Genomic DNA, 26,079 nt, shown 5'->3' on the forward strand with positions numbered 1-26,079 from the left:
GGGTGGACGATGGGGATCGAACCCACGACAACGGGAGTCACAATCCCGTGCTCTACCAACTGAGCTACGCCCACCATATTGCGTGCCAAAGAAGCCAAACAACTTCTTTGTAGAACTTCACCCTACCAACGGCATGAATGAAGCTTTGATTGGTGCGGATGAAGAGACTCGAACTCTTACGCCTCGCGGCGCTGGAACCTAAATCCAGTGTGTCTACCAATTCCACCACATCCGCGGATGAAGCTTTTTAAAGCAAAGGCGCCAGACTGTTACATCTGGCGCCTTTCGAAATATGGGGTGGACGATGGGGATCGAACCCACGACAACGGGAGTCACAATCCCGTGCTCTACCAACTGAGCTACGCCCACCATATCGCGTTACTTGTGCCAAAGCTGCCTAATGGCGCACCCGGCAGGACTCGAACCTGCGACCATCCGCTTAGAAGGCGGATGCTCTATCCAGCTGAGCTACGGGCGCCTTGTTAGCTGTACCCTTGGAGGACTACAAACTAAGTGCTTTCCAGTCTCGCAGAACCTTGATTCCGCTCAACCTTCTTAACCAGTGCTAGGCTGTGCCCGACAAGTGCGACGAATAGTATAGAGCGACCTGCAGGTCGTCAAATCCTTTTTAAAAAAAATTCATTTAATTAAAGGGCTTAGGGGAATTTGCTGACCAAGCGCCTTTGCCCTCACCGTCTGACATGCGAGAATGCGTTCTCTTTTTTTCCCCTCTCGATGGTTAATCACGCGCAATGACTGCACAACTAATCGACGGCAAATCAATCGCCGCCAGCCTGCGCCAGCAGATCGCCCAACGGGTAGCCGAACGTCGCGAGCAAGGCTTGCGCACTCCCGGCCTCGCGGTGATCCTGGTCGGCAGCGATCCTGCCTCTCAGGTTTATGTCTCGCACAAGCGTAAAGACTGTGAAGAGGTCGGCTTCCTCTCTCAAGCCTACGACCTGCCTTCTGAAACCACTCAAGAAGCGCTGACCGATCTGATCGATCGACTGAACGACGACCCGGCAATCGACGGCGTTCTGCTTCAACTTCCGCTGCCTGAGCACCTGGACGCCTCCAAACTGCTGGAACGCATCCGCCCGGACAAGGACGTCGATGGTTTCCATCCTTATAACGTCGGCCGCCTGGCCCAGCGCATTCCGCTGCTGCGCCCCTGCACCCCGAAAGGCATCATGACCTTGCTGGAAAGCACCGGTGTCGATCTGTACGGGATGGACGCCGTGGTTGTCGGCGCTTCCAACATCGTCGGTCGCCCGATGGCCATGGAGCTGCTGCTGGCCGGCTGCACCGTGACCGTGACCCACCGCTTCACCAAGGACCTGGCCGGTCACGTCGGCCGCGCCGATCTGGTGGTGGTGGCTGCCGGCAAGCCGGGCCTGGTCAAGGGCGAGTGGATCAAGGAAGGCGCGATCGTGATCGACGTCGGCATCAACCGTCAGGACGACGGCAAACTGGTCGGTGACGTCGTGTACGAAACCGCCCTGCCCCGCGCTGGCTGGATCACTCCAGTACCAGGCGGCGTCGGCCCGATGACCCGTGCCTGCCTGCTGGAAAACACGCTGTACGCGGCAGAAACCCTGCACGCCTGAGGCGCTTTTCCCGCACTCCCGAAACCCCGCCTCGTGCGGGGTTTTTCATATCCTCGAAAAAACCTTTACCGTTCGCCGGAAACCCCTATTTTCACAGGGCTTTTCACGACTTTTTCATGCCCCACAAACAACCATCGACAGATCTTCAGCCATACTCCTAGAATGCGTCGTTTTACGACACAGTCCGTTACAAATAACGGCATTTCCAACCTTCATGAGTTCGCCCGCGTGAATATTCGTCTGTCCATCCTGAGCCTGGTTTTTGCATTTTCAGGCACGCTCCTCACGCCAACGGTCAACGCCGCCGAAACCACCGCTGCCCCCCGAGACGCTTCGCAACTGAAAATCGCCTCTGGCAGCGCCCTGCTGATGGATCTGCAGACCAATAAAGTCATCTACTCCAGCAATCCGGACGTGATCGTACCGATCGCCTCCGTCAGCAAGTTGATGACCGGTCTGGTCGTGGTTGAAGCTCACCAGAACATGGACGAATGGATTGACGTCGACATCAGCCATACCCCGGAAATGAAGGGCGTGTTTTCCCGGGTCAAACTGCGCAGCGAATTGCCGCGCCGAGAGATGCTGCTGATTGCCCTGATGTCCTCGGAAAACCGCGCGGCAGCCAGCCTGGCCCACCACTACCCAGGCGGCTATGTGGCATTCATCGCGGCGATGAACGCCAAGGCCAAGGCGCTGGGCATGACCAGCACCCACTTCGTCGAGCCGACCGGCCTGTCGGAACGCAACGTTTCCACCGCCCGCGATCTGAGCAAGTTGCTGATGGCCGCGCAAAAACATCCGATCCTCAGCGAGCTCACCACCACCAAGGAAAAAACCGTGTCGTTCCGCAAACCCAACTACACCTTGGGTTTCCGCAACACCGACCACTTGGTCAACAAAGCCGACTGGGACATCAAGATCACCAAAACCGGCTTCACCAATCCGGCCGGCCACTGCCTGGTGCTTGTGACCAGGATGAGCAACCGTCCGGTCGCCCTGGTGATTCTCGACGCCTTCGGCAAGTACACCCACTTTGCCGATGCGAGCCGCATCCGCAGCTGGATGGAAACCGGCAGAAGCACCAACGTTCCGGCGGTGGCTCAGCAATACAAGGCCGAGAAGAACCTCAAGGGTCGCCACAGCGGCGTCGTCGAAGCCTCCAAGTAATCCGCGACACAAGAAAAAGCCCCGAACATTCGGGGCTTTTTTTCGTCTGCTGGATCAGTCGTTGGGCAGCGGCATCTGGTCATCATCGGGAATGCCGTCACCGGCACTTGGATCGCGCCGATGCTCCGGCGTCACGACGGCGGGACGAGCCAGCGGATCACGCAGCGGGCTGTCCGGGTCCAGCACCGGATCAACGTCCGGTTCCGGCGTCGTCGGCACACTGTCCGGTTTATGGTCGTCGAAGCTCGAATCGGTACTCATACGCACCTCTCATTCGGGTCATCACCCGAAAAATCGGGCGTTACCTTTAAGAGCTTAGCCCCGCGCCATCGTGCCCGTCAGAAGACGGACGGAACCTCATTTCGCTTCCAGCGCCTTGCGAGCTTGTGCCGCTTCGCGCTCCTGACCGGCCTGCGCCAGCTCGTCGGCGGCTTTCAGCCAACGCTGGCGATCGACCGCTGCGGGGATCTGCGAAGGCTTCTGAATCAATACCGCCCAGCCACCCGACTTCTCGAGCGCCGACTCAAAAGAGCTGAAACTCATCAGTTCGCGGCGGTTCATCCCGGCGCGCAGCAGCACCTTCTGCTTTTTGCGGTCGTAGCCAGAGAGGATCGCGTAACGCGGCTCGGCCCAGAACGCCGATCCTTCGCTGAAACGCACCATCACCGGGTAACCGGCCGCCACCTGGGTCAGCAGCGCGGGCAACTGGCTGTCCAACGGATAGACCACCATGCCGTACTCGCGGGCCAGGTTCTGCATGTTCTGCTGCAACTTGTCTTCGGCGCCCGGCAAATGCAGCGGTTTTTCCAACAGGCCCGGCGTGATCATGACGCCCTGTTGCGACAGCAGACTGGCCAGCACCTGCGGCCCGCTCTGATTGGCTTCGCCACGATAGAAGGTGCCGCTGAGCTCGACGCGCTCCGGCAGGCGCTGGACCTCGGGTGCCACACTGCCCGCACAACCCACCAATGCTGTCACGCAACCGGCTACCAGCAACGCCATGCGAATCCGGGAAAATAGCTGCACCATCGTCACTCTCTTGATCAGTTACCGGTCATCGTGTTCCGGCTTGGTCGAGGATCATAGGACGGCGTAACGCTGCGGTATAGCCCAAAGGGGCAGATGCATCGTCTGCATAGAGCGAAGTGATTGGTCACCACCGACCTTTGGTCAATAGCCTGAAACACGCCAGCGACTAGACTGTCATCCAGACAAGCGCAAAAGAGCGAGCGCCCGACGCAGGGCAAAGAGGAGGCACAGATGAGCCTGACCATGACCATCGTAATGCTGATTGCCGGCTGGCTGGCCGTCGCCGCCGCCATGCTGTGGGGCGTGCTGCGGATTTCCCGGCGCCACCATCACCACCCCGTACAACCTGCACCGATCAAGAAAATCGAGAAACACAGCGCCCGTCACGCCACTGCGCACTGACTTCTTTCAATCGACCCAAACAAAAAGGCCGCCTGGACTCTCGCGAGTTCAGGCGGCCTTTGGTTTTTCAGCGATTACGCTTCGGCAGTCAGTTTCTTCTGTTTGGCGCGGCGCGACATCATGTTCAGCACTTCAATCGAAGCCGAGAACGCCATGGCGGCATACACATAACCTTTCGGTACGTGGGCGCCGAAGCCTTCGGCGATCAGCGTCATGCCGATCATGATCAGGAAGCCCAGGGCCAACATCACCACCGTCGGGTTGTCGTTGATGAACTTGGCCAGCGGATCAGCCGCAAACAGCATCACCAGCACCGAAACCACCACCGCGATCACCATGATCGGCAAGTGTTCGGTCATGCCGACCGCGGTAATGATGCTGTCGATCGAGAACACCATGTCCAGCATCAGGATCTGTCCGATGGCGGCGGCAAAGCCCAGGGTCACTGTCGACGTCGCGGACTTCGGATCTTCCGGTGCCGGGTCCATGCTGTGATGGATCTCGGTCGTCGCTTTCCACACCAGGAACAAGCCACCGGCGATCAGGATCATGTCCTTCCAGGAGAACGCCTGGCCGAGGATCTCGATGACCGGCGCGGTCAACTGAACGATGAACGCGATGGTGCTCAGCAAGGCCAGACGCATGATCAGCGCCATGCCGATGCCCAGGCGACGGGCCTTCTGCCGGTACTGCTCGGGCAGTTTGTTGGTCAGGATCGAGATGAAGATCAGGTTATCGATGCCCAGCACGATTTCCATCACCACCAGTGTGGCCAAGGCAATCCAGGCGGTCGGGCTGGAAGCGAGTTCTAACAGATATTCCATGGGTCAGTCCTGACTCTTGTAAGACGATTTAGATGGTCTTGGAGGAAGATTCGGATTTTTCCGCGTCTTTTTCCGGGTCTTCTTTTTTCTCGACCAGGCCGCCAGTGGCCTCGCTGAGCGCTTGTTCAGCGGCTTTGTGCGTGTCGTCGATCGCCTGCTTGGCGCTCTCGGCCGCCTTGCCCATCAATTGCTGGGCGCTTTTTTCAGCCTGGTCGCAACCCGCCATAAGCAGTAAAGACGTAAACATCAGTGCCGGGATCGTGTATTTCATGAGGTTTCCTTCCAATGAACAGACAGGGTCACAGACCACTCGTCGATGGCTGGGCATTCTAGGGAGACAAACACTTCAGGAAAATTCGTATTTTTAGCGGCTATACTTCGATTTATACGAACTGTATTTCATGGACGGATCGCCATGCTCAACTACCGACAACTGCACTACTTCTGGGTGGTCGCCAAGACCGGCAGCATCGTGCGCGCGTGCGAGCAACTGAACCTGACGCCACAAACCATCAGCGGACAGATTTCCCTGCTCGAACAGACCTACGGCATCGAATTGTTTCAACGAGTCGGCCGGCAATTGGAGCTCACCGAAGCCGGGCGCCAGGCCCTGCCCTATGCCGAACAGATGTTTCAGCTCGGCGGCGAGCTGGAGTTGATGCTGCGGGCCCAGCCCAATGAACAGCAGATCCTGTTTCGGGTTGGCGTGGCGGACGTCGTGCCCAAATCCATCGTCTATCGCCTGATCGCGCCGACCATGGAGCTGAGCGAGCCACTGCGCATCACCTGCCGCGAGGACAAACTCGAGCGATTACTGGCGGATCTGGCGATCCAGCGCCTGGACCTGGTGATCTCCGACAGCCCGATGCCCTCGCACCTGGACATCAAGGGCTATAGCCAGAAACTCGGGGAATGCGGGATCAGTTTCTTCGCCACCGCCGAACTGGCGGCGCAGTACGGTCAGGATTTCCCACGCAGCCTGCACGGTGCGCCGCTGTTGATCCCCGGCGCAGAAACCGTAGTGCGCAGCCGTTTACAGCGCTGGTTCGCCGAGCAACAGATTCAGCCAAGAATTGTCGGGGAGTTCGATGACAGCGCCTTGATGCAGGCGTTCGGCCAGTCCGGCAGCGGGATCTTCATCGGCCCGAGCGTGATTGCCGAGGAAGTGAAGCGCCAGTACGGCGTCGAATTGATCGGCCAGACCGATGCGGTGAGCGAATCGTTCTACGCGATTTCGGTGGAGCGCAAGGTCAAGCACCCCGGCATCAAAGCGATTACCGAAGGTGCCCGACGCGAGCTGTTTACAGAGTTTTAAGCCGGCGCGCAGACGTCGCGCGGCTTGAGCACCATCAGCACCATGGCGAGGAAAATCGACAGCAGAATGAACCCGGCTGCGGCGAAACCCACGAAGCCGAGGCCAGCGCTGTCGATTACCCGACCGCCAATGATCGCGCCCAGACCAATCCCGAGGTTGGCCCCGGCAATGTTCAGCGACGCGGCGAAGGCCGGCGCCTCAGGTGCGGCTTTCATCAAGCGCACGTGACTGACCAGGAACAGCGCGGCCTGCGTCACGCCCCAGATGCCCATCGCCGCCGCCAGACCCAGCGACGAATTGATGTTCGGCACCAGCGCCACCATCCCGGGGATCATGAACGCACAGAACATCACCGACGCCATCAACGGATGACGATCCACCGCGCGTCCACCCAGCGAGTTGCCGATCAGGCCGACCGCGCCAAAGCCCATCAGGCACCAGCCGACCACGGTGCCATTGAAGCCGGCCAGACGTTCGAGGATATCCGCCAGATAGGTGTAGGCGGTGAACATGCCGCTGAACACCAGGATCGACAGCAGCACATGGCCAAGCATCAGCGGGCTGCGCAGGATCTTGAACTGCGAAGCGAAGCTGACCTGATGCTGGTGCAGGCTGGTTTTCGGCAGATAGACAAACAGCAGCAACGCCTTGGCAAACGCGATCACCGCCAGAATGCCGAACGCACTGCGCCAGCCGAACGCATCGGAAATCAGCGTGCCGACCGGAATGCCGAATACCGTGGCGCAGACGATGCCAAAGCCGATCTTGGCGATGGCACGACCGGCGAAGTCCGGGCCGACGATATCCACGGCGGTTTCACTGGCCAGTGCCCAGAACACCGGCAGCCCCAGCGCCGGAATCAGTCGGGCAATTGCCATGACCCAGATGTTCGGTGCGAATGCCGCCACGGTATTGGCCAGGCCGAACATGATCAGGATGGTGATGAACAGTTTGCGTCGTTCGAAACGGGCGAAATATGCCGTCAAGAATGGGCCGAACATGGCCACGGTGAAAGCGAATAGAGTCACCAGCAACCCGGCTTGCGGGATGGTGACGGCCAGGTCGCGGGCAATCGCCGGCAACAAGCCGACGATGACGAACTCCGTAGTCAGCACCGTGAACCCGGCGGCAGACAACAGAAGGATGGGCAACAGCATGAGGAACTCCAGCAAAACGACGACACCAGCGCTGACCCGAAGGCCCGCCGGCAGAACTTGAAAATAAGGATGCGCAATCTTAACAGAGTGTTTCCAGAGTGACTTGCCCAAACCTGTCTAAGTTGCCGAACAATCCGGTGGCAGATCGTCACAGGTCTGAAGGATCCGGACGACCCTGTGATAAAGTCCGCGCCCTGCAAAACGTACACCCTGTTCAGCCGCCCGTTTAACGGCGTGGCTGTCGCGTCATTCCTTTCGGTTCGTGTCTGTGGCCTGCCCCCGATTCATCGCCCGGATCACGCAACCTTGCACCCTATAAAAAAGCAGAGATGCCGTTATGACCGCTTCATCCCCTTCTCTATTGCAACGCCTTAAAAGCCTCAGCCTGGTCACGCAGATCCTGATCGGCCTGATTGCCGGCATCGCCCTGGCGCTGCTCGCGCCGGAAGCGGCCAAAGGCACCGCATTCATCGGCAAGGTGTTCGTATCCGCGCTGAAAGCCGTGGCGCCGATCCTGGTGTTCGTGCTGGTCATGGCCTCGATCGCCAACCACAAGCACGGCCAGGAAACCCACATCCGGCCGATTCTGTTCCTTTATCTGCTGGGCACTTTCGCCGCTGCCGTGGTCGCGGTAATCGCCAGCACAATGTTCCCGTCGCATCTGGTGCTGTCCACCGACAACATCGCCGTGAGCGCGCCGGGCGGCATCGGTGAAGTGCAGCAAAGCCTGCTGCTGAGCGTGGTGGAAAACCCGATCACCGCGCTGATGAACGCCAACTTCATCGGCATTCTGGCCTGGGCCATCGGCATGGGCGTAGCCATCCGCCATGCGGGCGACACCACCCGGGAAGTGGTCAGCGACCTGTCCAACGGCGTGACCCTGATCGTGCGCGTGGTGATCCGCTTCGCGCCACTGGGGATTTTCGGCCTGGTGGCGTCGACCCTGGCCACTTCGGGTTTTGGTGCACTGGTCGGTTACGCACACCTGCTGGCGGTGCTGCTCGGCTGCATGCTGTTCGTCGCACTGGTGATGAACCCACTGATCGTGTTCTGGAAACTGCGTCGCAACCCGTACCCGCTGACGCTGAAATGCCTGCGTGAAAGCGGCATCACCGCGTTCTTCACCCGCAGCTCGGCAGCGAACATTCCGGTCAACCTGGAACTGAGCAAGCGTCTGGGCCTGCACGAAGACACCTACTCGGTGTCGATTCCGCTCGGCGCCACCATCAACATGGCCGGCGCGTCGATCACCATCACCGTGTTGACCCTCGCGGCCGTGCACACGCTAGGCATCGCCGTGGACATCCCGACTGCGATCCTGCTCAGCGTCGTCGCGGCGATCTGCGCGTGCGGTGCATCGGGTGTGGCCGGTGGTTCGCTGCTGCTGATTCCGCTGGCGTGCAGCCTGTTCGGCATCCCGAGCGAGATTGCCATGCAAGTGGTCGCAGTCGGTTTCATCATCGGCGTGTTGCAGGATTCGGCCGAGACGGCGCTCAACTCCTCCACCGACGTGCTGTTCACCGCCGCCGCTTGCCTGGGCGAAGAGCAGAAAACCCAGCGTCCGGCGTAAAAACCGAGCGCAATAAAAAGCCCGCCAAGGTTTGCACCTTGGCGGGCTTTTTCGTTGCTGGGCGGTTTAGAACGCGCCCATGTAATCGCGCTTGCCCACTTCCACACCGTTGTGACGCAGCAGTGCGTAGGTGGTGGTGACGTGGAAGAAGAACTGCGGCAGACCGTAGCTCAGCAGGTAAGCCTGGCCGGAGAAGCGCTTCTCTTTCGGCGTGCCCGGACGGGTAACGATTTCGATGCCTTCCTTGCCATTGATCTGCTCAGGCTTGATCTCGCCGATGAAGGCCAGAACCTTGGCGATCAGCGCTTGCAGCTCGGCGAAGGTGGTTTCTGTGTCGTCGTATTTCGGAATCTCGACTTCAGCCAGACGCGAAGAAACGCCTTTGGCGAAGTCCACGGCGATCTGTACCTGACGCACCAGCGGGAACATGTCCGGGTACAGACGCGCCTGCAGGAAGGCGTTCGGGTCGATGTTTTTCTCGGTGGCGTGGGCTTCAGCCTTTTTCAGCACATCGCTCAGGGCGTTGAGCATTTGTTGGAAAACCGGGACGGATGCAGCGTACAGGGAAATGGTCATGGCAGTCTCACGTGGTGGCTGGGTGAATCGTGGGGCGATTATAGCCATGCTCGCGCGCCGCGCGGCTTGTCTTTTATCCAGCAAGGATTAGGCTAGGCGCCTTCGACTGCAGAGGGAACGCGCGATGACCACAGAACTTGATACCAACGCCAACGAACCACGGCTCAACGCCACGGAAATCCGCATTCTGGGTTCGCTGATCGAGAAACAGGCCACCAGCCCGGAAACCTATCCGCTGACCCTCAACGCCCTCGTACTGGCCTGCAATCAGAAAACCAGCCGGGAACCGGTGATGAACCTGACCCAGGGCCAGGTCGGCCAGAGCCTGCGCGCCCTCGAAGGTCGCGGTTTCGCCAAACTGGTCATGGGCAGTCGCGCCGACCGCTGGGAGCACAAGGTCGACAAGGCGCTGGAGCTGGTGCCTGCACAGATGATTCTGACCGGGCTGATGTTCCTGCGCGGCCCGCAGACCGTCAACGAACTGCTGACCCGCAGCGGTCGCATGCATGAATTCGAAGACGCCGAACAGGTGGTGCATCAGCTGGAACGCCTGATCGCTCGGGATCTGGCGGTGCTGATTCCACGTCAGGCCGGCCAGCGCGAAGATCGTTACACCCACGCACTGGGTGATCCGGCGGACATCGAGGCGATTATCGCCGCGCGGCAGAACCCGAGTGATCGCGGCGCGGCCAGCGGTGTTTCAGTCGAACGCATCGAAGAACTGGAAGCGCGGATTGCAGCGCTGGAAGAGCGTCTGGCCCGACTCGAATAAGTGCAATCGGGGCGGCGTCACTCGCCGTCCCAGTAATCCACCCCGTCCGCCTGCCGCGCCACCGCCACGAAGCCCGAGGCCTTGCCTTCGGCATCGACGCTGAAATTATCCATCACCGCGTATTTGTTCGAATCCGGGTACTCGCAGATTTCCGGTTGCTGCTGAGTGCTGACCGCCAGATAGCGCAGTTCTTCGCAGCTAGTGTTGATGATCTGATGAGCGGCTTCCGGGCCACCCGGCGGGCAGGCGATCACGTCGCCGGCGCGGATCGGGAAACGCTCGGCACCGAGGCGCACCTCCCCTTCCCCGGCCACCACGTAAAACATTTCCTCATTGACCCGATGGCTGTGAAACGGGCTGCCACGCATGCCCGGTGGCAGCGCGTACAGGCGATAACCAAGTTTCTGGGAGCCCAATTGCTGGCCGACCCGGGCGAACCGTTGTTGATAACGCCCGGCGGTTTCACCTTCGGGGGCCAAGCCTTCGGGGAGTGGTTCGAGTTCGACGTCATTCAGGTTGAGAATGGGCGGGTGCATGCAGACCTCGGTTTTTGTGATGGGCAAGTCTGTGCTTGCTGGTCCGACAGTATAGGCAACGGCAAGTCCGGACGGATTTGCCGATGCTCAGGATCCATCAACTACGGGCAAACGCCACCGCCGCGTCAAACTGCTCGACCGTCGGCCGCACGCCGGTATACAGCACGAACTGCTCCAGCGCCTGAATCGCGATCACTTCCAGCCCGGTGATCACTTTTTTACCTTCGGCGCGGCCACGCACGATCAGCGGAGTTTCCGACGGGATCGCCACCACATCGAACACAGTCTCGGCAGATTTGATCACATCCACATCAAAAGAAAGCTGACCCGCTTCCGGGCCGCCGTCCATCCCCACCGGGGTGACGTTGATCAACATCTGCGGGCGTTCGTCGCCCAGTTCCGCCTGCCAGCGATAGCCCAGGGAATCGGCTAATGCACGGCCGGCGCGCTCGTTACGGGCCACGATCAAACCATTCTTGTAACCGCCATCGCGCAAGGCGCTGGCCACCGCTTTGGCCATGCCGCCGCTGCCGCGCAGGGCGAAGGTCGAGTCCTTCGGCACCGCATGGGTTTCCAGCAATTGGGCGATGGCAATGTAATCGGTGTTGTAGGCCTTGAGATGGCCGTTGGTGTTGACGATGGTGTTGATCGACTGGATCGCTGCCGCCGACGCATCCAGCTCATCGACCAGCGCAATGCTGGCCTCCTTGAACGGCATCGACACCCCGCAACCACGAATCCCCAGCGCACGAATCCCACCGACGGCCCCCGGCAGATCCTGGCTGCTGAAGGCTTTGTAGTAGAAATTCAGACCCAGTTGCTCGTACAAATGGTTATGAAAACGCAGACCGAAATTCCCGGGACGCCCAGACAGGGACATACACAGTTGGGTGTCTTTGTTGGGGTTCATCTGCATGGGAGTCTCCTTCTAATGCACTTTCGGATGGACGGGATTAGCCAGACCATCGGCTTCTGAACGATCATAAGGCGGTCTGTTCCGGGCATCACAGCCGTTGCATGAAACCCGGTAAGCAAACCGGTACAGACCTTACACAAAATTTACCCAGCCGCCGTGCTGTTTTTCCAAATGTTGCTGTCTTAGAAGTATCCCCGCGCCATCCCGAGCCTGTTGCAGGCCTCGACGCCGGGTCGAAGAACCGAGGATTTATCATGATTCGTAAACTCCCCATCGTGGCCTTGTTGATCGGTGCATGCGCTATCACAGGTCAGGCAGAAGCCCATGGCGGTGGCTGGCAGGGCCCGGCGGTATTTGGTGCGATCGTCGGCTCGGCCATCATCGGCTCGGCGCTCATCAACCAGGATCGTCCGGTGTATGTTCAACAGCCTGTTTACGCTCAACCGGCACCGGTGTACGTGCAACAACCGCCACCACCGGTCTACTATCAGCCGGCCCCGGTTTACGTACAGCAACCGGTCTACGTGCAACCGGCCCCGGTGTATTACGGCCCTCCGCACGGCTATTACGGTCGTCCGCACTACTACGGCGGCCCGCGCTGGTAACCAAAACACAAAGCCCCGCTGTTTAGCGGGGCTTTTTATTGCCCTCGATAAAGGGCGCCGTCTGTCGGACAAAGTCTGAAAAAATCTCGCCAAGGTCGCTGTGGGGACAGTTTGAACCGTTAAAGTCGGCATGATGGACTCGACCGTCGGGGGCAAAACACAAAACGGTCATCTATTTGTCATGACGGAACCGCAATCTGAATCCGTCCGCATACAACAGGTTGATAACAACAAGGACGACTTGAATGCCTACACAGAATCCGCACCGCATCGTCGGTTTATGCACCTCGAGCAAGGTGTACAACGCACTGACCGAGCTCAAGCACCTGGAAGGCCATCGCACGGCGAAGTTTGTGTCGCTGCTGGCGGAAAACCTGGTGCGCAAGGGATTGCTCAATGAGCACGAGATCGTGCACATGCTCGATCAAGTGGTGGATTGAGCCAGCCCTCACTGGCATCAATGTCCACTATCGAAAGCGTTGATTGTCCCTGAAACGGACGAGTCCTTAAGGTAGCTCCATAGATTGATGGAGGTACTTCTCATGGCTCAGGTTCAAATCATGTCCGTTATCGGCAGCGCGGTTCCCGCATCGCTCAGAGAAATGGGACTGCTCGCCTGCTGGTATCTGGTGCGCGACGGCGAGCCGGTCAGCGGCCCGCTCACTTCACTGCCAGCCGCCCAGGCATTGTCGCAACGGCTGATCAACGGCCCGTTCAAGGCTTAAGGCAGCTGCACCTTCGGCCTGGTTTCGATGAACAGCGCCCAGCTCGACATGAACAATGCAGCGATCAGCGGCCCGATCACGAAACCATTGAGGCCGAACACGGCCATCCCGCCCAGCGTCGAAATCAAAATCATATAGTCGGGCATGCGGGTGTCCTTGCCGACCAGCACCGGACGCAGCACGTTGTCCACCAGGCCGATCACGAATATCCCGAACAACCCCAGCACCACGCCCTGCCAGATCATCCCGCTGAGCAGGAAATAAACCGCCACCGGCGCCCAGACAATCCCCGCCCCCACCGCCGGCAACAGCGACAGAAACGCCATCAACACCGCCCAGAGCAACGCGCTGGGAATGTCGAGAAACCAGAAAATCGCCCCGCCCAATGCGCCCTGAGTAATGGCCACCAGCAGGTTGCCTTTGACCGTGGCGCGCACCACCCGGTTGAACTTCAGTTGCAGCCGACGCTTGTGATGCTCCTCCAGCGGCACCGCCGTGCGCACCTTGCGCGCCAGTTCGGCGCCATCGCGCAGAAAGAAAAACAGCAAGTACAACATGATGAAAAAACTCACCACGAAATCGAACGTGCCCTGGCCGAAACTGAAGGCCTGGGTCGCCAGCACCTGACTGCCCTGCATCGCAGCCTTGACGATTTTCTCGCGCAAGGCATTGAGTTCACCCACGCCAAAACGGTCTAGCAAATGCTGAAAGTACGGCGGCAGGCTGTGCTTGAACTGCGCCAGATACGCGCCGATGTCGAGCTTGCCGCTTTCGATGTTGTCGTAGAGCACCGCCCCTTCCTGCACCAGCAAGACGCTGATGACGATCACCGGCAGGATCGCGATCACCACGCAGACACTCAGGGTGCACAGTGACGTCAGGTTGCGTTGCCAGCCGAATTTCTGCTGCATCCGGCGCTGCATCGGCGCAAACAGAATGCCGAGGATCACCGCCCAGAACACCGCGCCGTAGAACGGCAGCAGGATCCAGATGAAGGCGATGGTCACCAGAAACAGCAGCACGGTGAGGGATTTGAATTGCAGACTCTTTTGGTTCATGTCCGGTCCATGTCAGTCAGGCGCCACGCGCACCCGCCCAACTTAGTCAGCCCACGCCCGCGCGAGTGCCATCTTTGTTCATGGAGCATAGATCCAGATCAACAAACCCTCGCCGCACCTCGTTTACCCTCCCGCGCTTTTGCGACCGACACCACCATGACGCCCTCCTTCACCCCGGAATTGCTCGCCCCCGCCGGCACCCTGAAAAACATGCGCTACGCCTTCGCTTACGGCGCCGATGCGGTCTACGCCGGCCAGCCGCGCTACAGCCTGCGGGTGCGCAACAACGAGTTCGACCACGCCAACCTCGCCCTCGGGATTCGCGAAGCCCAGGCCCAGGGCAAGCGCTTTTACGTAGTGGTCAACATCGCGCCGCACAACGCCAAACTCAAGACCTTCCTCAAGGATCTGGCGCCAGTGATCGAGATGGCGCCGGACGCTCTGATCATGTCCGACCCCGGCCTGATCATGCTGGTGCGCCGGCACTTTCCGCAGATGCCGATTCACTTGTCGGTGCAGGCCAACACGGTGAACTGGGCGAGTGTCGAGTTCTGGCAGCAACAGGGTCTGAGCCGGATCATCCTGTCCCGTGAATTATCGCTGGAAGAAATCGGCGAAATCCGCGAACAGGTACCGGGCATGGAACTGGAAGTGTTCGTTCACGGCGCGCTGTGCATGGCCTATTCCGGCCGCTGCCTGCTCTCGGGTTACATGAACAAGCGTGACGCCAATCAGGGCACCTGCACCAACGCCTGCCGCTGGAAATATTCGGCGCAGGAAGCCACCGAAAACCAGCTCGGCGAGATCGTGCAGACCTTCGAACCGCAACCGACTCTCGGCCTCGGTGCCCCCACCGATCAGGTGTTTCTGTTGCAGGAAGCCAATCGTCCCGGCGAACTGATGCCGGCATTCGAAGACGAGCACGGCACCTACATCATGAACGCCAAGGATCTGCGCGCCGTGCAGCACGTCGAGCGCCTGACCCGCATGGGCGTGCACTCACTGAAGATCGAAGGCCGGACCAAATCGCACTTCTATTGCGCACGCACCACCCAGGTCTATCGCCGCGCCATCGACGATGCAGTCGCCGGCCGCGAATTCGACCGCAGCCTGATGACCGACCTGGAATCCCTCGCCCAGCGCGGGTACACCGAAGGTTTCCTGCGCCGTCACGTGCATGACGAATATCAGAACTACCAGAACGGCAGCTCGGTGTCGGAACGTCAGCAGTTTGTAGGTGAACTGACCGGCGAACGCCGGGATCGGTTGGCCGAGGTGAAAGTGAAGAACCGCTTTGCACTGGGCGATCATCTGGAACTGATGACACCCAAGGGCAACTTCCATTTTGATCTGCATGAATTGCAGAGCCTCAAGGGCGACGCCATCGACGTGGCGCCGGGGGATGGGCACACGGTGTACCTGCCGATTCCGGATGCCGTGGATTTGCGCTTCGGCTTGTTGATGCGCGACTTGACCGGAGCCTGATCCAGCTCAGACAAACTCCTCGCGCAACATCGCCACAAACGCCTCACGCGCCGGGTGCACCCCGGCGTTTTCATGCCAGTAGAACAAGTTGTCGATGGCCGTCAGTTCCGGGAATTCGTAACCCGCACACCCCGCGCCTTTGGCGTATTGCTCGAACACACCCTTGGGCACCAGCGCCACACCCGCCCCGGCACTCACACAACCAACAATCGCCCCGTAACTGGCCAGGCTGACAATCGGCAACGCCAGGCCCTGACGCAACAGCCAGTGCTCCAGCGCGGCGCGATACGGACAGCCCTGCGGCCACATGAACACGGTCTTGTCCTGCAAATCATCGAGGTCGCGCACCGGCCCGAATGAGGTCGATGCGATCAGCAGCAATTCTTCGCGATACATCGGGGTGCGTTTGAGCTGGGAGCGCTCGACATCCACCGCGACGATGGCGCCGTCCAGACGATGGCTGGCGGTATCGTCGAGCAGCTGCCCCCAGGTGCCGGTGGTCAACTCCAGCGCCACGTTCGGATAGCGCTTGTGAAATTTCGCCAGCAAGCGCGGCAAACGCCCGGTTGCCGAGGATTCGATGGCGCCGATGCGCAGCGGCCCGGACGGCTCGGCGGCAGGATCGACCGCGCGCTTGGCCTCGGCTGTCAGCGCCAGAATCTTCTCTGCATAAGCGAGAAAGGTCTGCCCGGCAGGACTGATCCGCAGCCCGCGCCCTTCGCGCAGAAACAACGCCACCCCCAGTTCCGCTTCCAGGGATTTGATCCGCGCCGTGATATTCGACGGCACGCAAAACAGCTTTTCAGCCGCTTTGGCGATGCTGCCGACCTCGGCCACGGTCTTGAACATGCGGATCTGCGCCAGCTCCATAACTCGTCACTCATAGTGAATGGTTGACGCAGTATAAGTCAGTTGTGGCGAATAATTGGCCGCCCGGATACTCGGCGCATCAACCCTCTTGGTGCCTCTCTCATGCCTTCCACTTCGCCTTTGAATATCCTGTTGGCCATGGCCTTCGTCGTCGGCTGCTGGGCCTATTCGCCGACCGGCATTCACATCGGCCTGCAAGCCTACGAGCCCGGTCATCTGGCGTTGCTGCGGTTTCTGCTGGCGTCGTTGTTCATGGCGGTGATTGCGGGTTTCAAGGGTATTCACCTGCCGCGTCTGCAGGATTTGCCGCTGTTGTTTGCGTTGGGCTTCTTTGCCGTCAGCCTGCATCACGTCGTGCTGAACATCGGCCAGCAAAGCGTCAGCGCCGGCGCGTCGAGCGTGCTGGCGCAATCGACGCCGCTGTTCAGCACGCTGCTTGCGCGGTTTCTGTTCAAGGATCGGGTCAGCGTCTGGCGTTGGGGTTGTGTGTTGCTGGGATTCGTCGGCGTGGTGATTGTGGTCAGCGGCGATCGCGGCCTCGGCAGCATCGACGCCCACGGTTTGCTGATCCTGCTGGCGGCGGTGTCGTGGAGCGTTTACTTCGCCCTGCAAAAACACCACGCCCGGCGCTACGACGGACTCACGCTGGTTTGCTACACGGTGTGGTCCGGCACGCTGTTGCTGTTGATCTACTTGCCGGGGCTGGCCGACAGCGTGGCCAGTGCGCCGCTGCGGGTGCAATGGGCGGTGCTCGGTCTGGGCGTGTTTCCCAGCGCCCTCGCCTATCTGGCGTGGGCATTCGTGCTCAAGCATGTAGACCTGAGCCGGGCGACGATGACGCTCTATCTGATTCCGCCGACCGCGATGGGGATTGCTTCCGTTGGATTGGGCGAACGACCGACGCTGTTGGTGCTGGTGGGTTCGGCGGTGGTGTTGATCAGCGTGCTGGCGTTGAATCTGGAACGGCCGGCGGTGGTCCGGGCCATCGAGACTTGAGTCGCAGCGTCAGGCGCCGCCCGCCGAAAACCGGTCGCGGCTGTTACTCAGGTGCAGCCACATCGCTGCCCGCGCCGCTTCCGGATCCTGACGCTTGATCGCGTTGAAAATCGCCTCATGCTCCAGGTTCGCCAGTTGCCCGAGTTTGCTCAAATCCACCGCCCCGCGCTCGGCCGCATTGACCCGGGTACGCGGGATCATCGCACTGCCCAGGTGCTGCATGATCTCGGTGAAGCAGACATTGCCGGTGGCTTCGGCAATCAGCAGGTGAAAGCGCCGGTCGGCCTCGACGCAACTGTCGTTGTTGGCCAGTAGACGCTGATAGTCGTCCAGCGACTGACGCATCTGCACCAGTTGCTGTTCGGTGCGGCGCTGCGCGGCCAGTGCCGCCGCTTGCGTCTCCAGTCCCATGCGCAATTCGAGAATGCTGCGCACCCCCAGCGCGGTGTCGACATTCAGCCGCAGCCCCTGCTCCGGTGCGCGCTCGATCACGAACGTGCCGATACCGTGCCGCGTCTCCACCAGCCCCGACGCCTGCAACTTGGAAATCGCCTCGCGCACCACGGTGCGGCTGACGCCGTGCTCCTGAACGATCGAATTCTCCGAGGGCAGCTTGTCACCGGGCAACATCTGGCCGAGCAGGATGCTCTGGGTGAGTTTTTCCACCAGGTCATGGGCCAGGTTGTGCGCGCGTTTACGGGCGGGAGCGTCGAGGTCTTCTTGCATGGTCGGTTCCGGTGATCGGGGCACACCGATCGTAGCACTGCGGGGGATGACTTGTATGAGCTCCTATGATTTCAGGCCCTTAACTTGTATGACAACAATCGATTTTAGCTAAAAAATCTTCCATTTCGCCGGGCAATTAGCCAACGATCACTGGCACAGAACGCTGTATCACGCTTGATGAAATCTCTCAAAACCCCAACAAATACGGCACCTAAAATCCGAAAAAGCATAAAAACCACTCCCCGTAGACAAATTTGATTGAGCATTCTCGCTTGTAGGACAAAAAAATCTAGTTGTATGATGTCTATCAACAACGCAGCACCCAGCCACACCCCGCATAAAAATAACGAGTGGGAGAAAACCAAGTGAAATCATCCATTGCCGGGATGAACGAGGGCGCCGATTCGGTGCTGTCCTCCGCCATTGCCAAAGTCAAACGCCACGTCCTGCCGCTGTTCGTGATCATGTTCATCGTCAATTACATTGACCGGGTGAACATCGGCTTCGTCCGCACTCACATGGAACATGACCTCGGTATCGGCGCCGCTGCCTATGGCTTCGGTGCGGGCCTGTTCTTCATCGGTTACGCGCTGTTCGAGGTCCCTTCCAACATGCTGCTGCAAAAGGTCGGCGCGCGAATCTGGCTGACCCGCATCATGTTCACCTGGGGTCTGGTGGCCGCCGGCATGGCGTTCATCCAGAACGAAACCCACTTTTACATCCTGCGTTTCCTGCTCGGCGTGGCCGAGGCCGGGTTCTTTCCCGGAGTGATCTACTACTTCACTCGTTGGCTGCCAGGGGCCGAGCGCGGCAAGGCGATTGCGATTTTCCTCAGCGGTTCGGCCGTCGCCTCGCTGATTTCCGGCCCGTTGTCCGGCCTGCTGTTGCAGATCGAAGGATTCGGCCTGCACGGCTGGCAATGGATGTATTTCATCGAAGGGATGTTCTCGGTCGGCCTGTGCGTATTCGTCTGGTTCTGGCTCGACGCCAAACCCCACGATGCCAAGTGGCTGACCCGCGCCGAGCAGGATGCACTGGTCAAGGCCATCGACGATGAACAGAAGGCCCGCGAAGCCGCGACCCCGATCAAGCCTTCGCTGGGCAAACTGCTCAAGGATCGCCAGATCATCCTGTTCTGCCTGATCTACTTCTTCATTCAACTGACGATCTACGCTGCAACGTTCTGGCTGCCGAGCATCATCAAGAAGATGGGCGAGATGAGCGACTTCCAGGTCGGCCTGTTCAACTCGATTCCGTGGTTGCTGTCGATCATCGGCATGTATGCGTTCGCCTCGTTCTCGGCGAAGTGGAAACACCAGCAGGCGTGGGTAGCCACGGCGCTGTTGATCGCCGCAGCGGGGATGTTCATGTCCACCACCGGCGGACCGATCTTCGCCTTCGTCGCGATCTGCTTTGCCGCACTGGGTTTCAAATCCGCGTCGTCGCTGTTCTGGCCGATCCCGCAGGCCTATCTCGATGCGCGGATCGCCGCTGCCGTGATCGCGCTGATCAACTCGGTGGGCAACCTCGGCGGCTTCGTCGCCCCGACCACTTTCGGCCTGCTGGAACAACACACCGGTTCGATCCAGGGCGGCCTCTATGGCCTGGCCGCGACCTCGATCATCGCCGCGATCATCGTGTTCGCCGCCCGCATGACACCCAAATCCGCACCTGACGTCGCCGTGGCCGATGCCGCGCCGAAACACGCTTGAAAGGACAACGCCAAATGACCGCACACGACATCGCCAAAGCCCCGATCATCACCGAGATGCAAGTCATCCCGGTGGCCGGCCACGACGGCATGCTGCTCAACCTGAGCGGCGCCCACGGGCCGTTTTTCACCCGCAACATCGTCATCCTCAAGGACAACGCCGGGCACACCGGCGTCGGTGAAGTGCCCGGCGGCGAACGCATCCGCCAGACCCTCGAAGACGCCCGCAGCCTGGTGGTCGGCAGCCCGATCGGCACGTATCAGAAGATCCTCAACCAGGTGCGCCAGACCTTCGCCGACCGCGATGCCGGCGGCCGCGGCCTGCAAACCTTCGACCTGCGTATCACCATTCACGCGGTCACCGGGCTGGAAGCCGCCCTGCTCGACCTGCTCGGCCAGCACCTCGACGTGCCGGTGGCGGCATTGCTCGGCGAAGGCCAGCAGCGTGATGAAGTGAAGATGCTTGGCTACCTGTTCTACGTGGGGGATCGCCGGGAAACCGACCTCGCCTACCGCAGCGAACCGGATGCCGACAACGACTGGTTCCGCGTGCGTCACGAGAAAGCCATGACTGCCGACGCCGTAGTGCGTCTGGCCGAGGCTGCCCACGTGCGTTACGGCTTCAAGGACTTCAAGCTCAAGGGTGGCGTGCTCAGCGGCGACGCCGAAATCGAAGCGGTGACCGCACTGGCCGAGCGCTTCCCGGACGCACGCATCACTCTTGATCCGAACGGCGCGTGGTCATTGAAAGAAGCCATCCGTTTGTGCCGTGACCAGCATCATGTGCTGGCTTACGCCGAAGATCCGTGCGGTGCGGAAAACGGTTATTCGGGCCGTGAAGTGATGGCCGAATTCCGTCGCGCCACCGGCCTGAAAACCGCCACCAATATGATCGCCACCGACTGGCGCGAAATGGGTCACGCGATTCAGTTGCAGTCAGTCGATATCCCGCTGGCCGACCCGCATTTCTGGACCATGCAGGGCTCGGTGCGGGTGGCGCAGATGTGTCATGAATGGGGCCTGACCTGGGGCTCGCACTCCAACAACCATTTCGACATTTCCCTGGCGATGTTCACCCACGTGGCCGCCGCCGCGCCGGGCGACATCACCGCCATCGACACCCACTGGATCTGGCAGGACGGCCAGCGCCTGACCAAGGCGCCGCTGCGAATCGTCGACGGTTGCGTGCAGGTGCCGAAGAAACCGGGGCTGGGCATCGAGCTGGACATGGATCAGGTGGCCAAGGCCCACGAACTCTATAAAGGCATGGGGCTGGGTGCGCGGGATGACAGCGTGGCGATGCAGTTTCTGATTCCGGGCTGGACGTTCGATAACAAGAAGCCGTGCCTGGTGCGTTAAACCTGCGCAGCCTCCAGCAACCAGTGCTTGAATGCCGCCATCGCCGATGTCTCCGGCCGTGACTGCAACCGCGTCAGCCAATAGCTGCCGGTGGTGATTTCGATGGCAAAGGGTTGGCGGATCAGGTCCGCCGCCAGTTGCCGGGCAAACATCAACGGCGGCGCCAGTGCCACCCCGCCGCCCTGCAACGCCGCCTCCATCATCGCCAGCGACGAGTCGAACACGATGCTCTGGGGCGGCGCGGCATGGGTCGCCAGACCGGCCGCATGAAACCATTCCGGCCACTCATCGGTGCGATAGGAACGCAGCAAACGCTGCTGCAGAAGATCCCCCGGCGCGTGCAGTTGCCGGGCGATTTCCGGCACGCAGAGCACCGACAACGGTGCCTCCAGCAAACGGGTCGCCTCGATACCGTGCCACGCCCCGGCGCCAAACCGGATCGCGTAATCCAGCCCTTCAGCGGCGACGTCCACCCGATTGTTGTTGGTCGACAGTCGCAAATCTATGAGCGGATGTTTCGCCTGGAAGTCCGCCAGCCTCGGCAACAACCAGCCCACGGCGAAAGTGCCCACCGCGCCGACCGTCAGCATTTCCCGATATTGCCCGCCTGCCAGACGCTCGAGCATCTGCGCGATATGATCGAACGACGTGGTCAGCACCGGCAGCAAAGTTTCACCCTCGCCGGTCAGCATCAGCCCACGGGGCAGGCGTTTGAACAGGATCACGCCGAGTTGCGCCTCCAGGCTTTTGACCTGATGGCTGACCGCGGCTTGAGTCACGCACAACTCCACAGCAGCACGAGTGAAACTCAGGTGGCGCGCAGAAGCTTCAAAGGCGCGTAATGCATTCAAGGGCAATTGAGGTCGAATCATGCCAAGTCCCAAATTTTTCTAATGGCTCATCCGAGTTTTCATCGTTTGTCGAAAGACGCCGGACTGCCTAGATTTGGCGGCGCCGATCAGCCGGCCCGACGGAAAACGCTCGCAGTGTAGCGGGATAACACCATCAACACTCATGGAGAGTGGTTCAAGCATGTTTTCGATCAACCTGAACAAACTCAAGCCCCTGTGCGCTTTCGGACTTTTCTTCAGCGCCGCCACCTGCCTGGCCGCCCCGCAAACCGACGATCAGTTGCAGGCGCTGGTCAAGGCCACCGTGACACCGGTCATGCAGCAACAGGACATCGCGGGTCTGGCTGTAGCCGTGACCGTCGATGGCAAGGCGCATTACTTTAACTACGGTGTTGCCGACAAAAGCACCGGGCAAGCGGTGAGTGAAAACACCCTGTTCGAAATCGGCTCGGTCAGCAAAACCTTCACCGCGACCCTCGGCGCCTACGCCCAGGCCAGCGGCAAACTGGCGTTTTCCGACAAGGCCAGCCAGCACTGGCCCGAGCTGAAAGGCAGCGCGTTCGACCGTATCAGCCTGCTGCAACTGGGCACCTACAGCGCCGGTGGCCTGCCACTGCAATTCCCGGACGCCGCGGACTCTTCCGACAAGATGCTCGGCTATTACCAACAGTGGAAACCGACGTATCCTGCTGGCAGCCATCGCCTGTATTCCAACCCGAGCATCGGCCTGTTCGGTTATCTGGCCGCAAAAAGCCTCGGCCAGCCGTTCGATCAGATCATGACCGAAACCCTGCTGCCGAAACTCGGGCTCAAGCACACCTTCCTGTCGGTGCCCGCGTCTGAAGAGAAGCTCTACGCCCAGGGCTATGACAAGAACAACCAACCGGTGCGAGTCAGCCCCGGCGCACTGGATTCCGAAGCCTACGGCGTGAAAACCAGCGCTGCGGACCTGCTGCAATTCGTCGAAGCCAACCTCGACACCGCCAAACTCGAAACACCGCTGCAAAAAGCCATCGCCCTCACCCACACCGGCTACTACACCGTCGGCGACATGACCCAGGGCCTGGGCTGGGAACGCTACGCCTACCCGATCAGCCTCGAGCGCCTGCTGGACGGCAACTCCACGCCGATGGCGATGGAAGCGCACAAGGTCAAATGGCTCAACCCGCCACAGCCGGAACCGGCGAACGTGCTGCTCAACAAGACCGGCGCCACGGGTGGCTTCGGTGCGTATGTCGCGTTCGTGCCGTCGAAGAAAGTCGGGATCGTGATTCTGGCGAACCGTAATTATCCGAATGGAGAGCGGGTGAAGATTGCGCACAAGATTCTGGGTGAGTTGACCCGGTAATCACGCTATAAAAAATGGGCGACCTGAGAAGGTCGCCCATTTTTGTTTCAGCTCATTCCACGATCACGCCATCAGTCATCCGGCATTTCCGCAGGTTTGGCCGGCTTCGCGGGTTTCGCCGGTTTGCCGCCCTTCGTCCCTTTGGTCGGTGCCGCTTCAGCAGCCACCGGTGGTGGAGGCGGCGCGGCAAGCTCTTTCTCGGCGGCTGGCAGTGCATCGATGGTGTCGAAGACTTTTTTCAAATCGACTGACTTGGCCTCATCACCCGAAACGGCAAGCTTGGTCTCGCCGTCCTTGCCCACCAGAAAAATTTTCGGATAAGCCCCGGCACCCAGCTTCAACGAGCGCAACAGCCCCATGGTGTCCTGCTGGCCGAGGTCCTTGCCGTCGAGTTGGCCGAACATGTTGAGGATGGTGTAGACCTTGAGCTTGCGGTCGGCGATGCCTTGCTTGTTGGCCGGATCTTCCAGCGACTTTTTCAGGCCGACCCAGACGGGGTCGACCGTGCTGCTGGCGATGACGATCAAGGGGCGGTAGTTGCCTTTGTCGACGTCCAGCGGGGAATCGTTGTCGCCGGCGAACAGGGGGCCGGCAATCGCCAGCAAGAGTGTCAGGGTCAGTGACCTGATGAGCATGCGCATCTCCTTTTGATATCCACGCTCTAATGATTGCGCATCGTGGCGATTGTTCCGGGGTTACCCGGCAAATATGTTTCGCCTTGTTCAAAGCGTAGGTCAGCAACGATTTTGCGCAACCGCATGCGCTCGATCATGTCGCGCATTTGATTACCTTTCATGACCGCATTAGGGTGGTTGTTCTGCTGATGAAACGGAGTTCAAGCCCCATGCACATCGACTACCTGTGCGATCACCCCGAACTGATTGAAGAACTGGCCGAGCTCAACTTCAAGGAATGGGGCCAGTACAACCCCGAAGACACCCTCGCCGCCCGCACCGAACGCATGCGCGCCGCCTGCGGCAAAGGCGCGATTCCCAGCGTGGTGGTGGCGCTCGAAGACGGCCGGTTGCTCGGCGGTGCGCTGCTGATCGACAGTGACATGGACGCCCGTCCGCAACTGACGCCGTGGCTGGCCGGGGTCTACGTGAAGGCCGAACAACGCGGACGTGGCATCGCTTCGCAGCTGGTCAACCGCATCGTCGAGGAAGCCGCCGCGCTGGGCCTGCCGCAGTTGTACCTGTACACCGATGCGGCGCAGTCGCTGTATGCGCGACTGGGTTGGGAGGTGGTGGAAGAGATGGAGTATGACGGCTTGCCGGTGACGGTGATGAAACGTTCTATCAGCCAGTGATCGCTTGGCTCAGCGCAGCTTCCAGCCCGGATGAATCGACACATCGGCCGTCAAGCCGAAGCATTCCGTCATCGAGGTTGACGCTCAGGGACACCGCAGGTTTGTCACCCGGATACCTGCGCAGCAACAGTTTGATGCCGTTGTCGCTTTCCTCGCTGGTGGAGATCAGATCCCACTGGCTGTCGCTCAAGTCCAGCAGCGTCTGTTGGCGCTGCTGATCGACAACGAGCGGCGCGTAGAGCCAGTGGCTCATGCGCATCTCCCGGGGCTCGACCGTGATGGCGAGGCGGCCATTGCAATGGAACGTGGTTTCGCTCATGGCTTGCCTGCCGATCAGAACGCCAGTTTGTAGCCGATCAGCACCAGCATGGTCGCCAGGCACGGGCGCAGCAGTTCATCGGAGACGCGACCGGTCAGGTGGCTGCCGAGCCAGATGCCCGGCAGCGACCCCACTAGCAGAAAGCCCAGCACACCCCAATCCATATTGCCCATGCTCGCGTGGCCGAGGCCCGCGACCAGGGTCAGCGGTACGGCGTGGGCGATTTCGGTGCCGACCAGACGGCGGGTCGGCAGCAGCGGATAGAGGATGAACAGTGCGACGGTGCCGAGGGCGCCGGCGCCGATGGAAGTCAGGGCGACCATGGTGCCGAGGATCAGACCGGTGATCACGGTCATGACATTCAGGCGCGCACCGCTCGGGTTGTAGTTGCCGCCGGCACGTTTGTGGGCGAACTCCAGCAGGCGTTTCTTGAACAAAATTGCCAGCGCCGTGGCGAACAGCACAAAACCCAACGCCTGCTTGATGATTGCGTTCATCGCGTCCGGCGCGGTGTGCAGAGTGCTGAGAAACCACAAGGTCATCGCCACCGCCGGGACACTGCCCAGGGTCAGCCAGCCGGTGATGGCCCAGTCGATGTTCTTGTTCTTCCTGTGCACCAGCACGCCGCTGGATTTGGTGATGGCGGCGTACAGCAGATCCGTGCCCACCGCCGTGGCCGGATTGATGCCGAACCACAGCAGGATCGGCGTCATCAACGAACCGCCGCCGACACCGGTCATGCCGACGATGAACCCCACGACCAGCCCGGCAATCACCAGGCCGAAATTTGCCAATTCCATTAAGACGTCCAGACGAACCACAGGAAAATCCGGCCCGCAGCATAAC

At 60.3% G+C, this 26,079-nt stretch carries 30 protein-coding genes and 4 tRNA genes; 15 read left to right on the plus strand and 19 right to left on the minus strand.

Going from position 1 to position 26,079, the window contains the following annotated elements; all coding sequences use genetic code 11:
* Position 1 precedes the first annotated feature (1 nt).
* From AC3WRD_RS18700 to AC3WRD_RS18715, 4 genes are all read right to left on the minus strand, one after another.
* Positions 2–74: transfer RNA gene (locus AC3WRD_RS18700), tRNA-His, on the minus strand.
* A 76-nt stretch (positions 75–150) separates the two neighbouring features.
* Positions 151–235: transfer RNA gene (locus AC3WRD_RS18705), tRNA-Leu, on the minus strand.
* Between the two features lie 58 nt (positions 236–293).
* Positions 294–369: transfer RNA gene (locus tag AC3WRD_RS18710), tRNA-His, on the minus strand.
* Between the two features lie 32 nt (positions 370–401).
* A tRNA-Arg gene (locus tag AC3WRD_RS18715) sits at positions 402–478 on the minus strand.
* Between the two features lie 274 nt (positions 479–752).
* Between AC3WRD_RS18715 and folD the strand changes: the two genes are divergently transcribed.
* Both folD and pbpG read left to right on the plus strand, forming a co-directional pair.
* Positions 753–1,607 (plus strand): bifunctional methylenetetrahydrofolate dehydrogenase/methenyltetrahydrofolate cyclohydrolase FolD, encoded by an 855-nt coding sequence (gene folD, locus AC3WRD_RS18720; RefSeq protein WP_085712473.1) that lies wholly within the window; start codon positions 753–755, stop codon positions 1,605–1,607.
* A gap of 228 nt (positions 1,608–1,835) precedes the next feature.
* Positions 1,836–2,774, plus strand: coding sequence for a D-alanyl-D-alanine endopeptidase (pbpG, locus tag AC3WRD_RS18725; RefSeq protein ID WP_096822336.1), 939 nt, complete (start codon positions 1,836–1,838; stop codon positions 2,772–2,774).
* Positions 2,775–2,828: 54 nt separating this feature from the next.
* Here pbpG and AC3WRD_RS18730 read toward each other — a convergent pair whose 3' ends face one another.
* Both AC3WRD_RS18730 and AC3WRD_RS18735 read right to left on the minus strand, forming a co-directional pair.
* Positions 2,829–3,035: a hypothetical protein gene (locus AC3WRD_RS18730; protein WP_102621718.1), complete on the minus strand. Its 207-nt coding sequence runs from the start codon at positions 3,033–3,035 to the stop codon at positions 2,829–2,831.
* 96 nt (positions 3,036–3,131) lie between these two features.
* Positions 3,132–3,803: a peptidase C39 family protein gene (locus AC3WRD_RS18735; protein WP_102621717.1), complete on the minus strand. Its 672-nt coding sequence runs from the start codon at positions 3,801–3,803 to the stop codon at positions 3,132–3,134.
* 231 nt (positions 3,804–4,034) lie between these two features.
* Here AC3WRD_RS18735 and AC3WRD_RS18740 point away from each other — a divergent pair, with 231 nt between their 5' ends.
* On the plus strand, positions 4,035–4,205 hold the full coding sequence (locus AC3WRD_RS18740; RefSeq protein WP_173861387.1) for a hypothetical protein: 171 nt from the start codon (positions 4,035–4,037) through the stop codon (positions 4,203–4,205).
* A 74-nt stretch (positions 4,206–4,279) separates the two neighbouring features.
* Here the strand turns inward: AC3WRD_RS18740 and AC3WRD_RS18745 are convergent, their stop codons facing one another.
* A complete protein-coding gene (locus AC3WRD_RS18745; RefSeq protein WP_096822339.1) occupies positions 4,280–5,029 on the minus strand; it encodes a TerC family protein in 750 nt (249 codons plus the stop codon).
* A gap of 28 nt (positions 5,030–5,057) precedes the next feature.
* Complete coding sequence (locus tag AC3WRD_RS18750) at positions 5,058–5,300, minus strand: hypothetical protein (protein WP_096822340.1); 243 nt, start codon at positions 5,298–5,300, stop codon at positions 5,058–5,060.
* Between the two features lie 144 nt (positions 5,301–5,444).
* Here AC3WRD_RS18750 and nhaR point away from each other — a divergent pair, with 144 nt between their 5' ends.
* Complete coding sequence (nhaR, locus tag AC3WRD_RS18755) at positions 5,445–6,344, plus strand: transcriptional activator NhaR (protein ID WP_096822341.1); 900 nt, start codon at positions 5,445–5,447, stop codon at positions 6,342–6,344.
* Here the strand turns inward: nhaR and AC3WRD_RS18760 are convergent.
* Positions 6,341–7,501, minus strand: a complete 1,161-nt coding sequence (locus AC3WRD_RS18760; protein ID WP_102621716.1) for an MFS transporter — start codon at positions 7,499–7,501, stop codon at positions 6,341–6,343. The two genes, nhaR and AC3WRD_RS18760, sit on opposite strands and share 4 nt — an antisense overlap.
* Positions 7,502–7,838: 337 nt before the next feature.
* Between AC3WRD_RS18760 and sstT the strand changes: the two genes are divergently transcribed.
* The gene (sstT, locus tag AC3WRD_RS18765; protein WP_102621715.1) at positions 7,839–9,071 is read left to right on the plus strand and encodes a serine/threonine transporter SstT; all 1,233 of its coding nucleotides are present in this window, start codon (positions 7,839–7,841) and stop codon (positions 9,069–9,071) included.
* A gap of 66 nt (positions 9,072–9,137) precedes the next feature.
* Here the strand turns inward: sstT and AC3WRD_RS18770 are convergent, their stop codons facing one another.
* Positions 9,138–9,647: a DUF1993 domain-containing protein gene (locus tag AC3WRD_RS18770; protein ID WP_102621714.1), complete on the minus strand. Its 510-nt coding sequence runs from the start codon at positions 9,645–9,647 to the stop codon at positions 9,138–9,140.
* 124 nt (positions 9,648–9,771) lie between these two features.
* Here AC3WRD_RS18770 and AC3WRD_RS18775 point away from each other — a divergent pair, with 124 nt between their 5' ends.
* Positions 9,772–10,419 (plus strand): YceH family protein, encoded by a 648-nt coding sequence (locus tag AC3WRD_RS18775; protein ID WP_102621713.1) that lies wholly within the window; start codon positions 9,772–9,774, stop codon positions 10,417–10,419.
* Between the two features lie 17 nt (positions 10,420–10,436).
* Here AC3WRD_RS18775 and AC3WRD_RS18780 read toward each other — a convergent pair whose 3' ends face one another.
* Entirely contained in the window at positions 10,437–10,955 is a 519-nt protein-coding gene (locus AC3WRD_RS18780; protein WP_102621712.1) for a cupin domain-containing protein, read from the minus strand.
* Positions 10,956–11,052: 97 nt separating this feature from the next.
* A complete protein-coding gene (locus tag AC3WRD_RS18785) occupies positions 11,053–11,871 on the minus strand; it encodes a shikimate 5-dehydrogenase (protein ID WP_102621711.1) in 819 nt (272 codons plus the stop codon).
* Between the two features lie 254 nt (positions 11,872–12,125).
* On the opposite strand from AC3WRD_RS18785, the gene AC3WRD_RS18790 reads away from it, so the two are divergent.
* The 3 genes from AC3WRD_RS18790 (at position 12,126) to AC3WRD_RS18800 (ending at position 13,201) form a co-directional block, all read left to right on the plus strand.
* Positions 12,126–12,476 (plus strand): hypothetical protein, encoded by a 351-nt coding sequence (locus AC3WRD_RS18790; protein ID WP_096822348.1) that lies wholly within the window; start codon positions 12,126–12,128, stop codon positions 12,474–12,476.
* A gap of 245 nt (positions 12,477–12,721) precedes the next feature.
* Complete coding sequence (locus tag AC3WRD_RS18795) at positions 12,722–12,916, plus strand: hypothetical protein (protein ID WP_085712486.1); 195 nt, start codon at positions 12,722–12,724, stop codon at positions 12,914–12,916.
* Positions 12,917–13,018: 102 nt separating this feature from the next.
* A complete protein-coding gene (locus AC3WRD_RS18800; protein ID WP_096822349.1) occupies positions 13,019–13,201 on the plus strand; it encodes a hypothetical protein in 183 nt (60 codons plus the stop codon).
* Here AC3WRD_RS18800 and AC3WRD_RS18805 read toward each other — a convergent pair.
* Positions 13,198–14,259, minus strand: a complete 1,062-nt coding sequence (locus tag AC3WRD_RS18805) for an AI-2E family transporter (RefSeq protein WP_102621710.1) — start codon at positions 14,257–14,259, stop codon at positions 13,198–13,200. The genes AC3WRD_RS18800 and AC3WRD_RS18805 overlap by 4 nt on opposite strands.
* A 156-nt stretch (positions 14,260–14,415) precedes the next feature.
* On the opposite strand from AC3WRD_RS18805, the gene trhP reads away from it, so the two are divergent.
* Entirely contained in the window at positions 14,416–15,744 is a 1,329-nt protein-coding gene (gene trhP, locus AC3WRD_RS18810; protein WP_102621709.1) for a prephenate-dependent tRNA uridine(34) hydroxylase TrhP, read from the plus strand.
* Between the two features lie 6 nt (positions 15,745–15,750).
* Here trhP and AC3WRD_RS18815 read toward each other — a convergent pair whose 3' ends face one another.
* Positions 15,751–16,614, minus strand: coding sequence for a LysR family transcriptional regulator (locus AC3WRD_RS18815; RefSeq protein ID WP_096822355.1), 864 nt, complete (start codon positions 16,612–16,614; stop codon positions 15,751–15,753).
* 102 nt (positions 16,615–16,716) lie between these two features.
* On the opposite strand from AC3WRD_RS18815, the gene AC3WRD_RS18820 reads away from it, so the two are divergent.
* Positions 16,717–17,610 carry a DMT family transporter gene (locus AC3WRD_RS18820; protein WP_173861388.1) on the plus strand — a complete coding sequence of 298 codons (894 nt, stop codon included), beginning with the start codon at positions 16,717–16,719 and terminating at the stop codon, positions 17,608–17,610.
* 9 nt (positions 17,611–17,619) lie between these two features.
* Here AC3WRD_RS18820 and AC3WRD_RS18825 read toward each other — a convergent pair whose 3' ends face one another.
* On the minus strand, positions 17,620–18,336 hold the full coding sequence (locus tag AC3WRD_RS18825) for a FadR/GntR family transcriptional regulator (RefSeq protein ID WP_102621708.1): 717 nt from the start codon (positions 18,334–18,336) through the stop codon (positions 17,620–17,622).
* Positions 18,337–18,701: 365 nt separating this feature from the next.
* Between AC3WRD_RS18825 and AC3WRD_RS18830 the strand changes: the two genes are divergently transcribed.
* Together AC3WRD_RS18830 and gudD are read left to right on the plus strand one after the other, a co-directional pair.
* Entirely contained in the window at positions 18,702–20,048 is a 1,347-nt protein-coding gene (locus AC3WRD_RS18830; protein ID WP_102621707.1) for an MFS transporter, read from the plus strand.
* Positions 20,049–20,062: 14 nt separating this feature from the next.
* Positions 20,063–21,406: a glucarate dehydratase gene (gudD, locus tag AC3WRD_RS18835; protein WP_102621706.1), complete on the plus strand. Its 1,344-nt coding sequence runs from the start codon at positions 20,063–20,065 to the stop codon at positions 21,404–21,406.
* On the opposite strand, the gene AC3WRD_RS18840 is transcribed toward gudD, so the two are convergent.
* On the minus strand, positions 21,403–22,278 hold the full coding sequence (locus tag AC3WRD_RS18840) for a LysR family transcriptional regulator (protein ID WP_102621705.1): 876 nt from the start codon (positions 22,276–22,278) through the stop codon (positions 21,403–21,405). The genes gudD and AC3WRD_RS18840 overlap by 4 nt on opposite strands.
* A gap of 160 nt (positions 22,279–22,438) precedes the next feature.
* Here AC3WRD_RS18840 and ampC point away from each other — a divergent pair, with 160 nt between their 5' ends.
* A complete protein-coding gene (ampC, locus tag AC3WRD_RS18845; protein ID WP_096822361.1) occupies positions 22,439–23,605 on the plus strand; it encodes a class C beta-lactamase in 1,167 nt (388 codons plus the stop codon).
* A 71-nt stretch (positions 23,606–23,676) separates the two neighbouring features.
* Here ampC and AC3WRD_RS18850 read toward each other — a convergent pair whose 3' ends face one another.
* Complete coding sequence (locus AC3WRD_RS18850; protein ID WP_096822362.1) at positions 23,677–24,240, minus strand: DUF4174 domain-containing protein; 564 nt, start codon at positions 24,238–24,240, stop codon at positions 23,677–23,679.
* Between the two features lie 209 nt (positions 24,241–24,449).
* Here AC3WRD_RS18850 and AC3WRD_RS18855 point away from each other — a divergent pair, with 209 nt between their 5' ends.
* A complete protein-coding gene (locus AC3WRD_RS18855; protein ID WP_102621704.1) occupies positions 24,450–24,914 on the plus strand; it encodes a GNAT family N-acetyltransferase in 465 nt (154 codons plus the stop codon).
* Here the strand turns inward: AC3WRD_RS18855 and AC3WRD_RS18860 are convergent.
* Both AC3WRD_RS18860 and AC3WRD_RS18865 read right to left on the minus strand, forming a co-directional pair.
* Positions 24,904–25,233 carry a hypothetical protein gene (locus AC3WRD_RS18860; RefSeq protein WP_102621703.1) on the minus strand — a complete coding sequence of 110 codons (330 nt, stop codon included), beginning with the start codon at positions 25,231–25,233 and terminating at the stop codon, positions 24,904–24,906. The two genes, AC3WRD_RS18855 and AC3WRD_RS18860, sit on opposite strands and share 11 nt — an antisense overlap.
* 14 nt (positions 25,234–25,247) lie before the next feature.
* Positions 25,248–26,033: a sulfite exporter TauE/SafE family protein gene (locus tag AC3WRD_RS18865; RefSeq protein WP_011335062.1), complete on the minus strand. Its 786-nt coding sequence runs from the start codon at positions 26,031–26,033 to the stop codon at positions 25,248–25,250.
* Positions 26,034–26,079: the final 46 nt, after the last annotated feature.

The sequence above is a fragment of the Pseudomonas sp. FW215-R2 genome, from assembly GCF_058789255.1.

Bases quoted from the DNA above. Each gene is read 5' to 3' on its own strand.
- AC3WRD_RS18850 (WP_096822362.1), bottom strand. From the start codon at position 24,240: ATGCTCATCAGGTCACTGACCCTGACACTCTTGCTGGCGATTGCCGGC.
- AC3WRD_RS18815 (WP_096822355.1), bottom strand. From the start codon at position 16,614: ATGGAGCTGGCGCAGATCCGCATGTTCAAGACCGTGGCCGAGGTCGGC.
- AC3WRD_RS18775 (WP_102621713.1), top strand. From the start codon at position 9,772: ATGACCACAGAACTTGATACCAACGCCAACGAACCACGGCTCAACGCC.
- AC3WRD_RS18795 (WP_085712486.1), top strand. From the start codon at position 12,722: ATGCCTACACAGAATCCGCACCGCATCGTCGGTTTATGCACCTCGAGC.
- sstT (WP_102621715.1), top strand. From the start codon at position 7,839: ATGACCGCTTCATCCCCTTCTCTATTGCAACGCCTTAAAAGCCTCAGC.
- AC3WRD_RS18865 (WP_011335062.1), bottom strand. From the start codon at position 26,033: ATGGAATTGGCAAATTTCGGCCTGGTGATTGCCGGGCTGGTCGTGGGG.
- AC3WRD_RS18805 (WP_102621710.1), bottom strand. From the start codon at position 14,259: ATGAACCAAAAGAGTCTGCAATTCAAATCCCTCACCGTGCTGCTGTTT.
- ampC (WP_096822361.1), top strand. From the start codon at position 22,439: ATGTTTTCGATCAACCTGAACAAACTCAAGCCCCTGTGCGCTTTCGGA.
- AC3WRD_RS18855 (WP_102621704.1), top strand. From the start codon at position 24,450: ATGCACATCGACTACCTGTGCGATCACCCCGAACTGATTGAAGAACTG.
- AC3WRD_RS18740 (WP_173861387.1), top strand. From the start codon at position 4,035: ATGAGCCTGACCATGACCATCGTAATGCTGATTGCCGGCTGGCTGGCC.
- trhP (WP_102621709.1), top strand. From the start codon at position 14,416: ATGACGCCCTCCTTCACCCCGGAATTGCTCGCCCCCGCCGGCACCCTG.
- AC3WRD_RS18780 (WP_102621712.1), bottom strand. From the start codon at position 10,955: ATGCACCCGCCCATTCTCAACCTGAATGACGTCGAACTCGAACCACTC.
- AC3WRD_RS18785 (WP_102621711.1), bottom strand. From the start codon at position 11,871: ATGCAGATGAACCCCAACAAAGACACCCAACTGTGTATGTCCCTGTCT.
- AC3WRD_RS18790 (WP_096822348.1), top strand. From the start codon at position 12,126: ATGATTCGTAAACTCCCCATCGTGGCCTTGTTGATCGGTGCATGCGCT.
- AC3WRD_RS18820 (WP_173861388.1), top strand. From the start codon at position 16,717: ATGCCTTCCACTTCGCCTTTGAATATCCTGTTGGCCATGGCCTTCGTC.
- AC3WRD_RS18735 (WP_102621717.1), bottom strand. From the start codon at position 3,803: ATGGTGCAGCTATTTTCCCGGATTCGCATGGCGTTGCTGGTAGCCGGT.
- AC3WRD_RS18825 (WP_102621708.1), bottom strand. From the start codon at position 18,336: ATGCAAGAAGACCTCGACGCTCCCGCCCGTAAACGCGCGCACAACCTG.
- nhaR (WP_096822341.1), top strand. From the start codon at position 5,445: ATGCTCAACTACCGACAACTGCACTACTTCTGGGTGGTCGCCAAGACC.
- AC3WRD_RS18800 (WP_096822349.1), top strand. From the start codon at position 13,019: ATGGCTCAGGTTCAAATCATGTCCGTTATCGGCAGCGCGGTTCCCGCA.
- folD (WP_085712473.1), top strand. From the start codon at position 753: ATGACTGCACAACTAATCGACGGCAAATCAATCGCCGCCAGCCTGCGC.
- AC3WRD_RS18750 (WP_096822340.1), bottom strand. From the start codon at position 5,300: ATGAAATACACGATCCCGGCACTGATGTTTACGTCTTTACTGCTTATG.
- AC3WRD_RS18730 (WP_102621718.1), bottom strand. From the start codon at position 3,035: ATGAGTACCGATTCGAGCTTCGACGACCATAAACCGGACAGTGTGCCG.
- AC3WRD_RS18770 (WP_102621714.1), bottom strand. From the start codon at position 9,647: ATGACCATTTCCCTGTACGCTGCATCCGTCCCGGTTTTCCAACAAATG.
- AC3WRD_RS18745 (WP_096822339.1), bottom strand. From the start codon at position 5,029: ATGGAATATCTGTTAGAACTCGCTTCCAGCCCGACCGCCTGGATTGCC.
- AC3WRD_RS18840 (WP_102621705.1), bottom strand. From the start codon at position 22,278: ATGATTCGACCTCAATTGCCCTTGAATGCATTACGCGCCTTTGAAGCT.
- gudD (WP_102621706.1), top strand. From the start codon at position 20,063: ATGACCGCACACGACATCGCCAAAGCCCCGATCATCACCGAGATGCAA.
- AC3WRD_RS18860 (WP_102621703.1), bottom strand. From the start codon at position 25,233: ATGAGCGAAACCACGTTCCATTGCAATGGCCGCCTCGCCATCACGGTC.
- AC3WRD_RS18760 (WP_102621716.1), bottom strand. From the start codon at position 7,501: ATGCTGTTGCCCATCCTTCTGTTGTCTGCCGCCGGGTTCACGGTGCTG.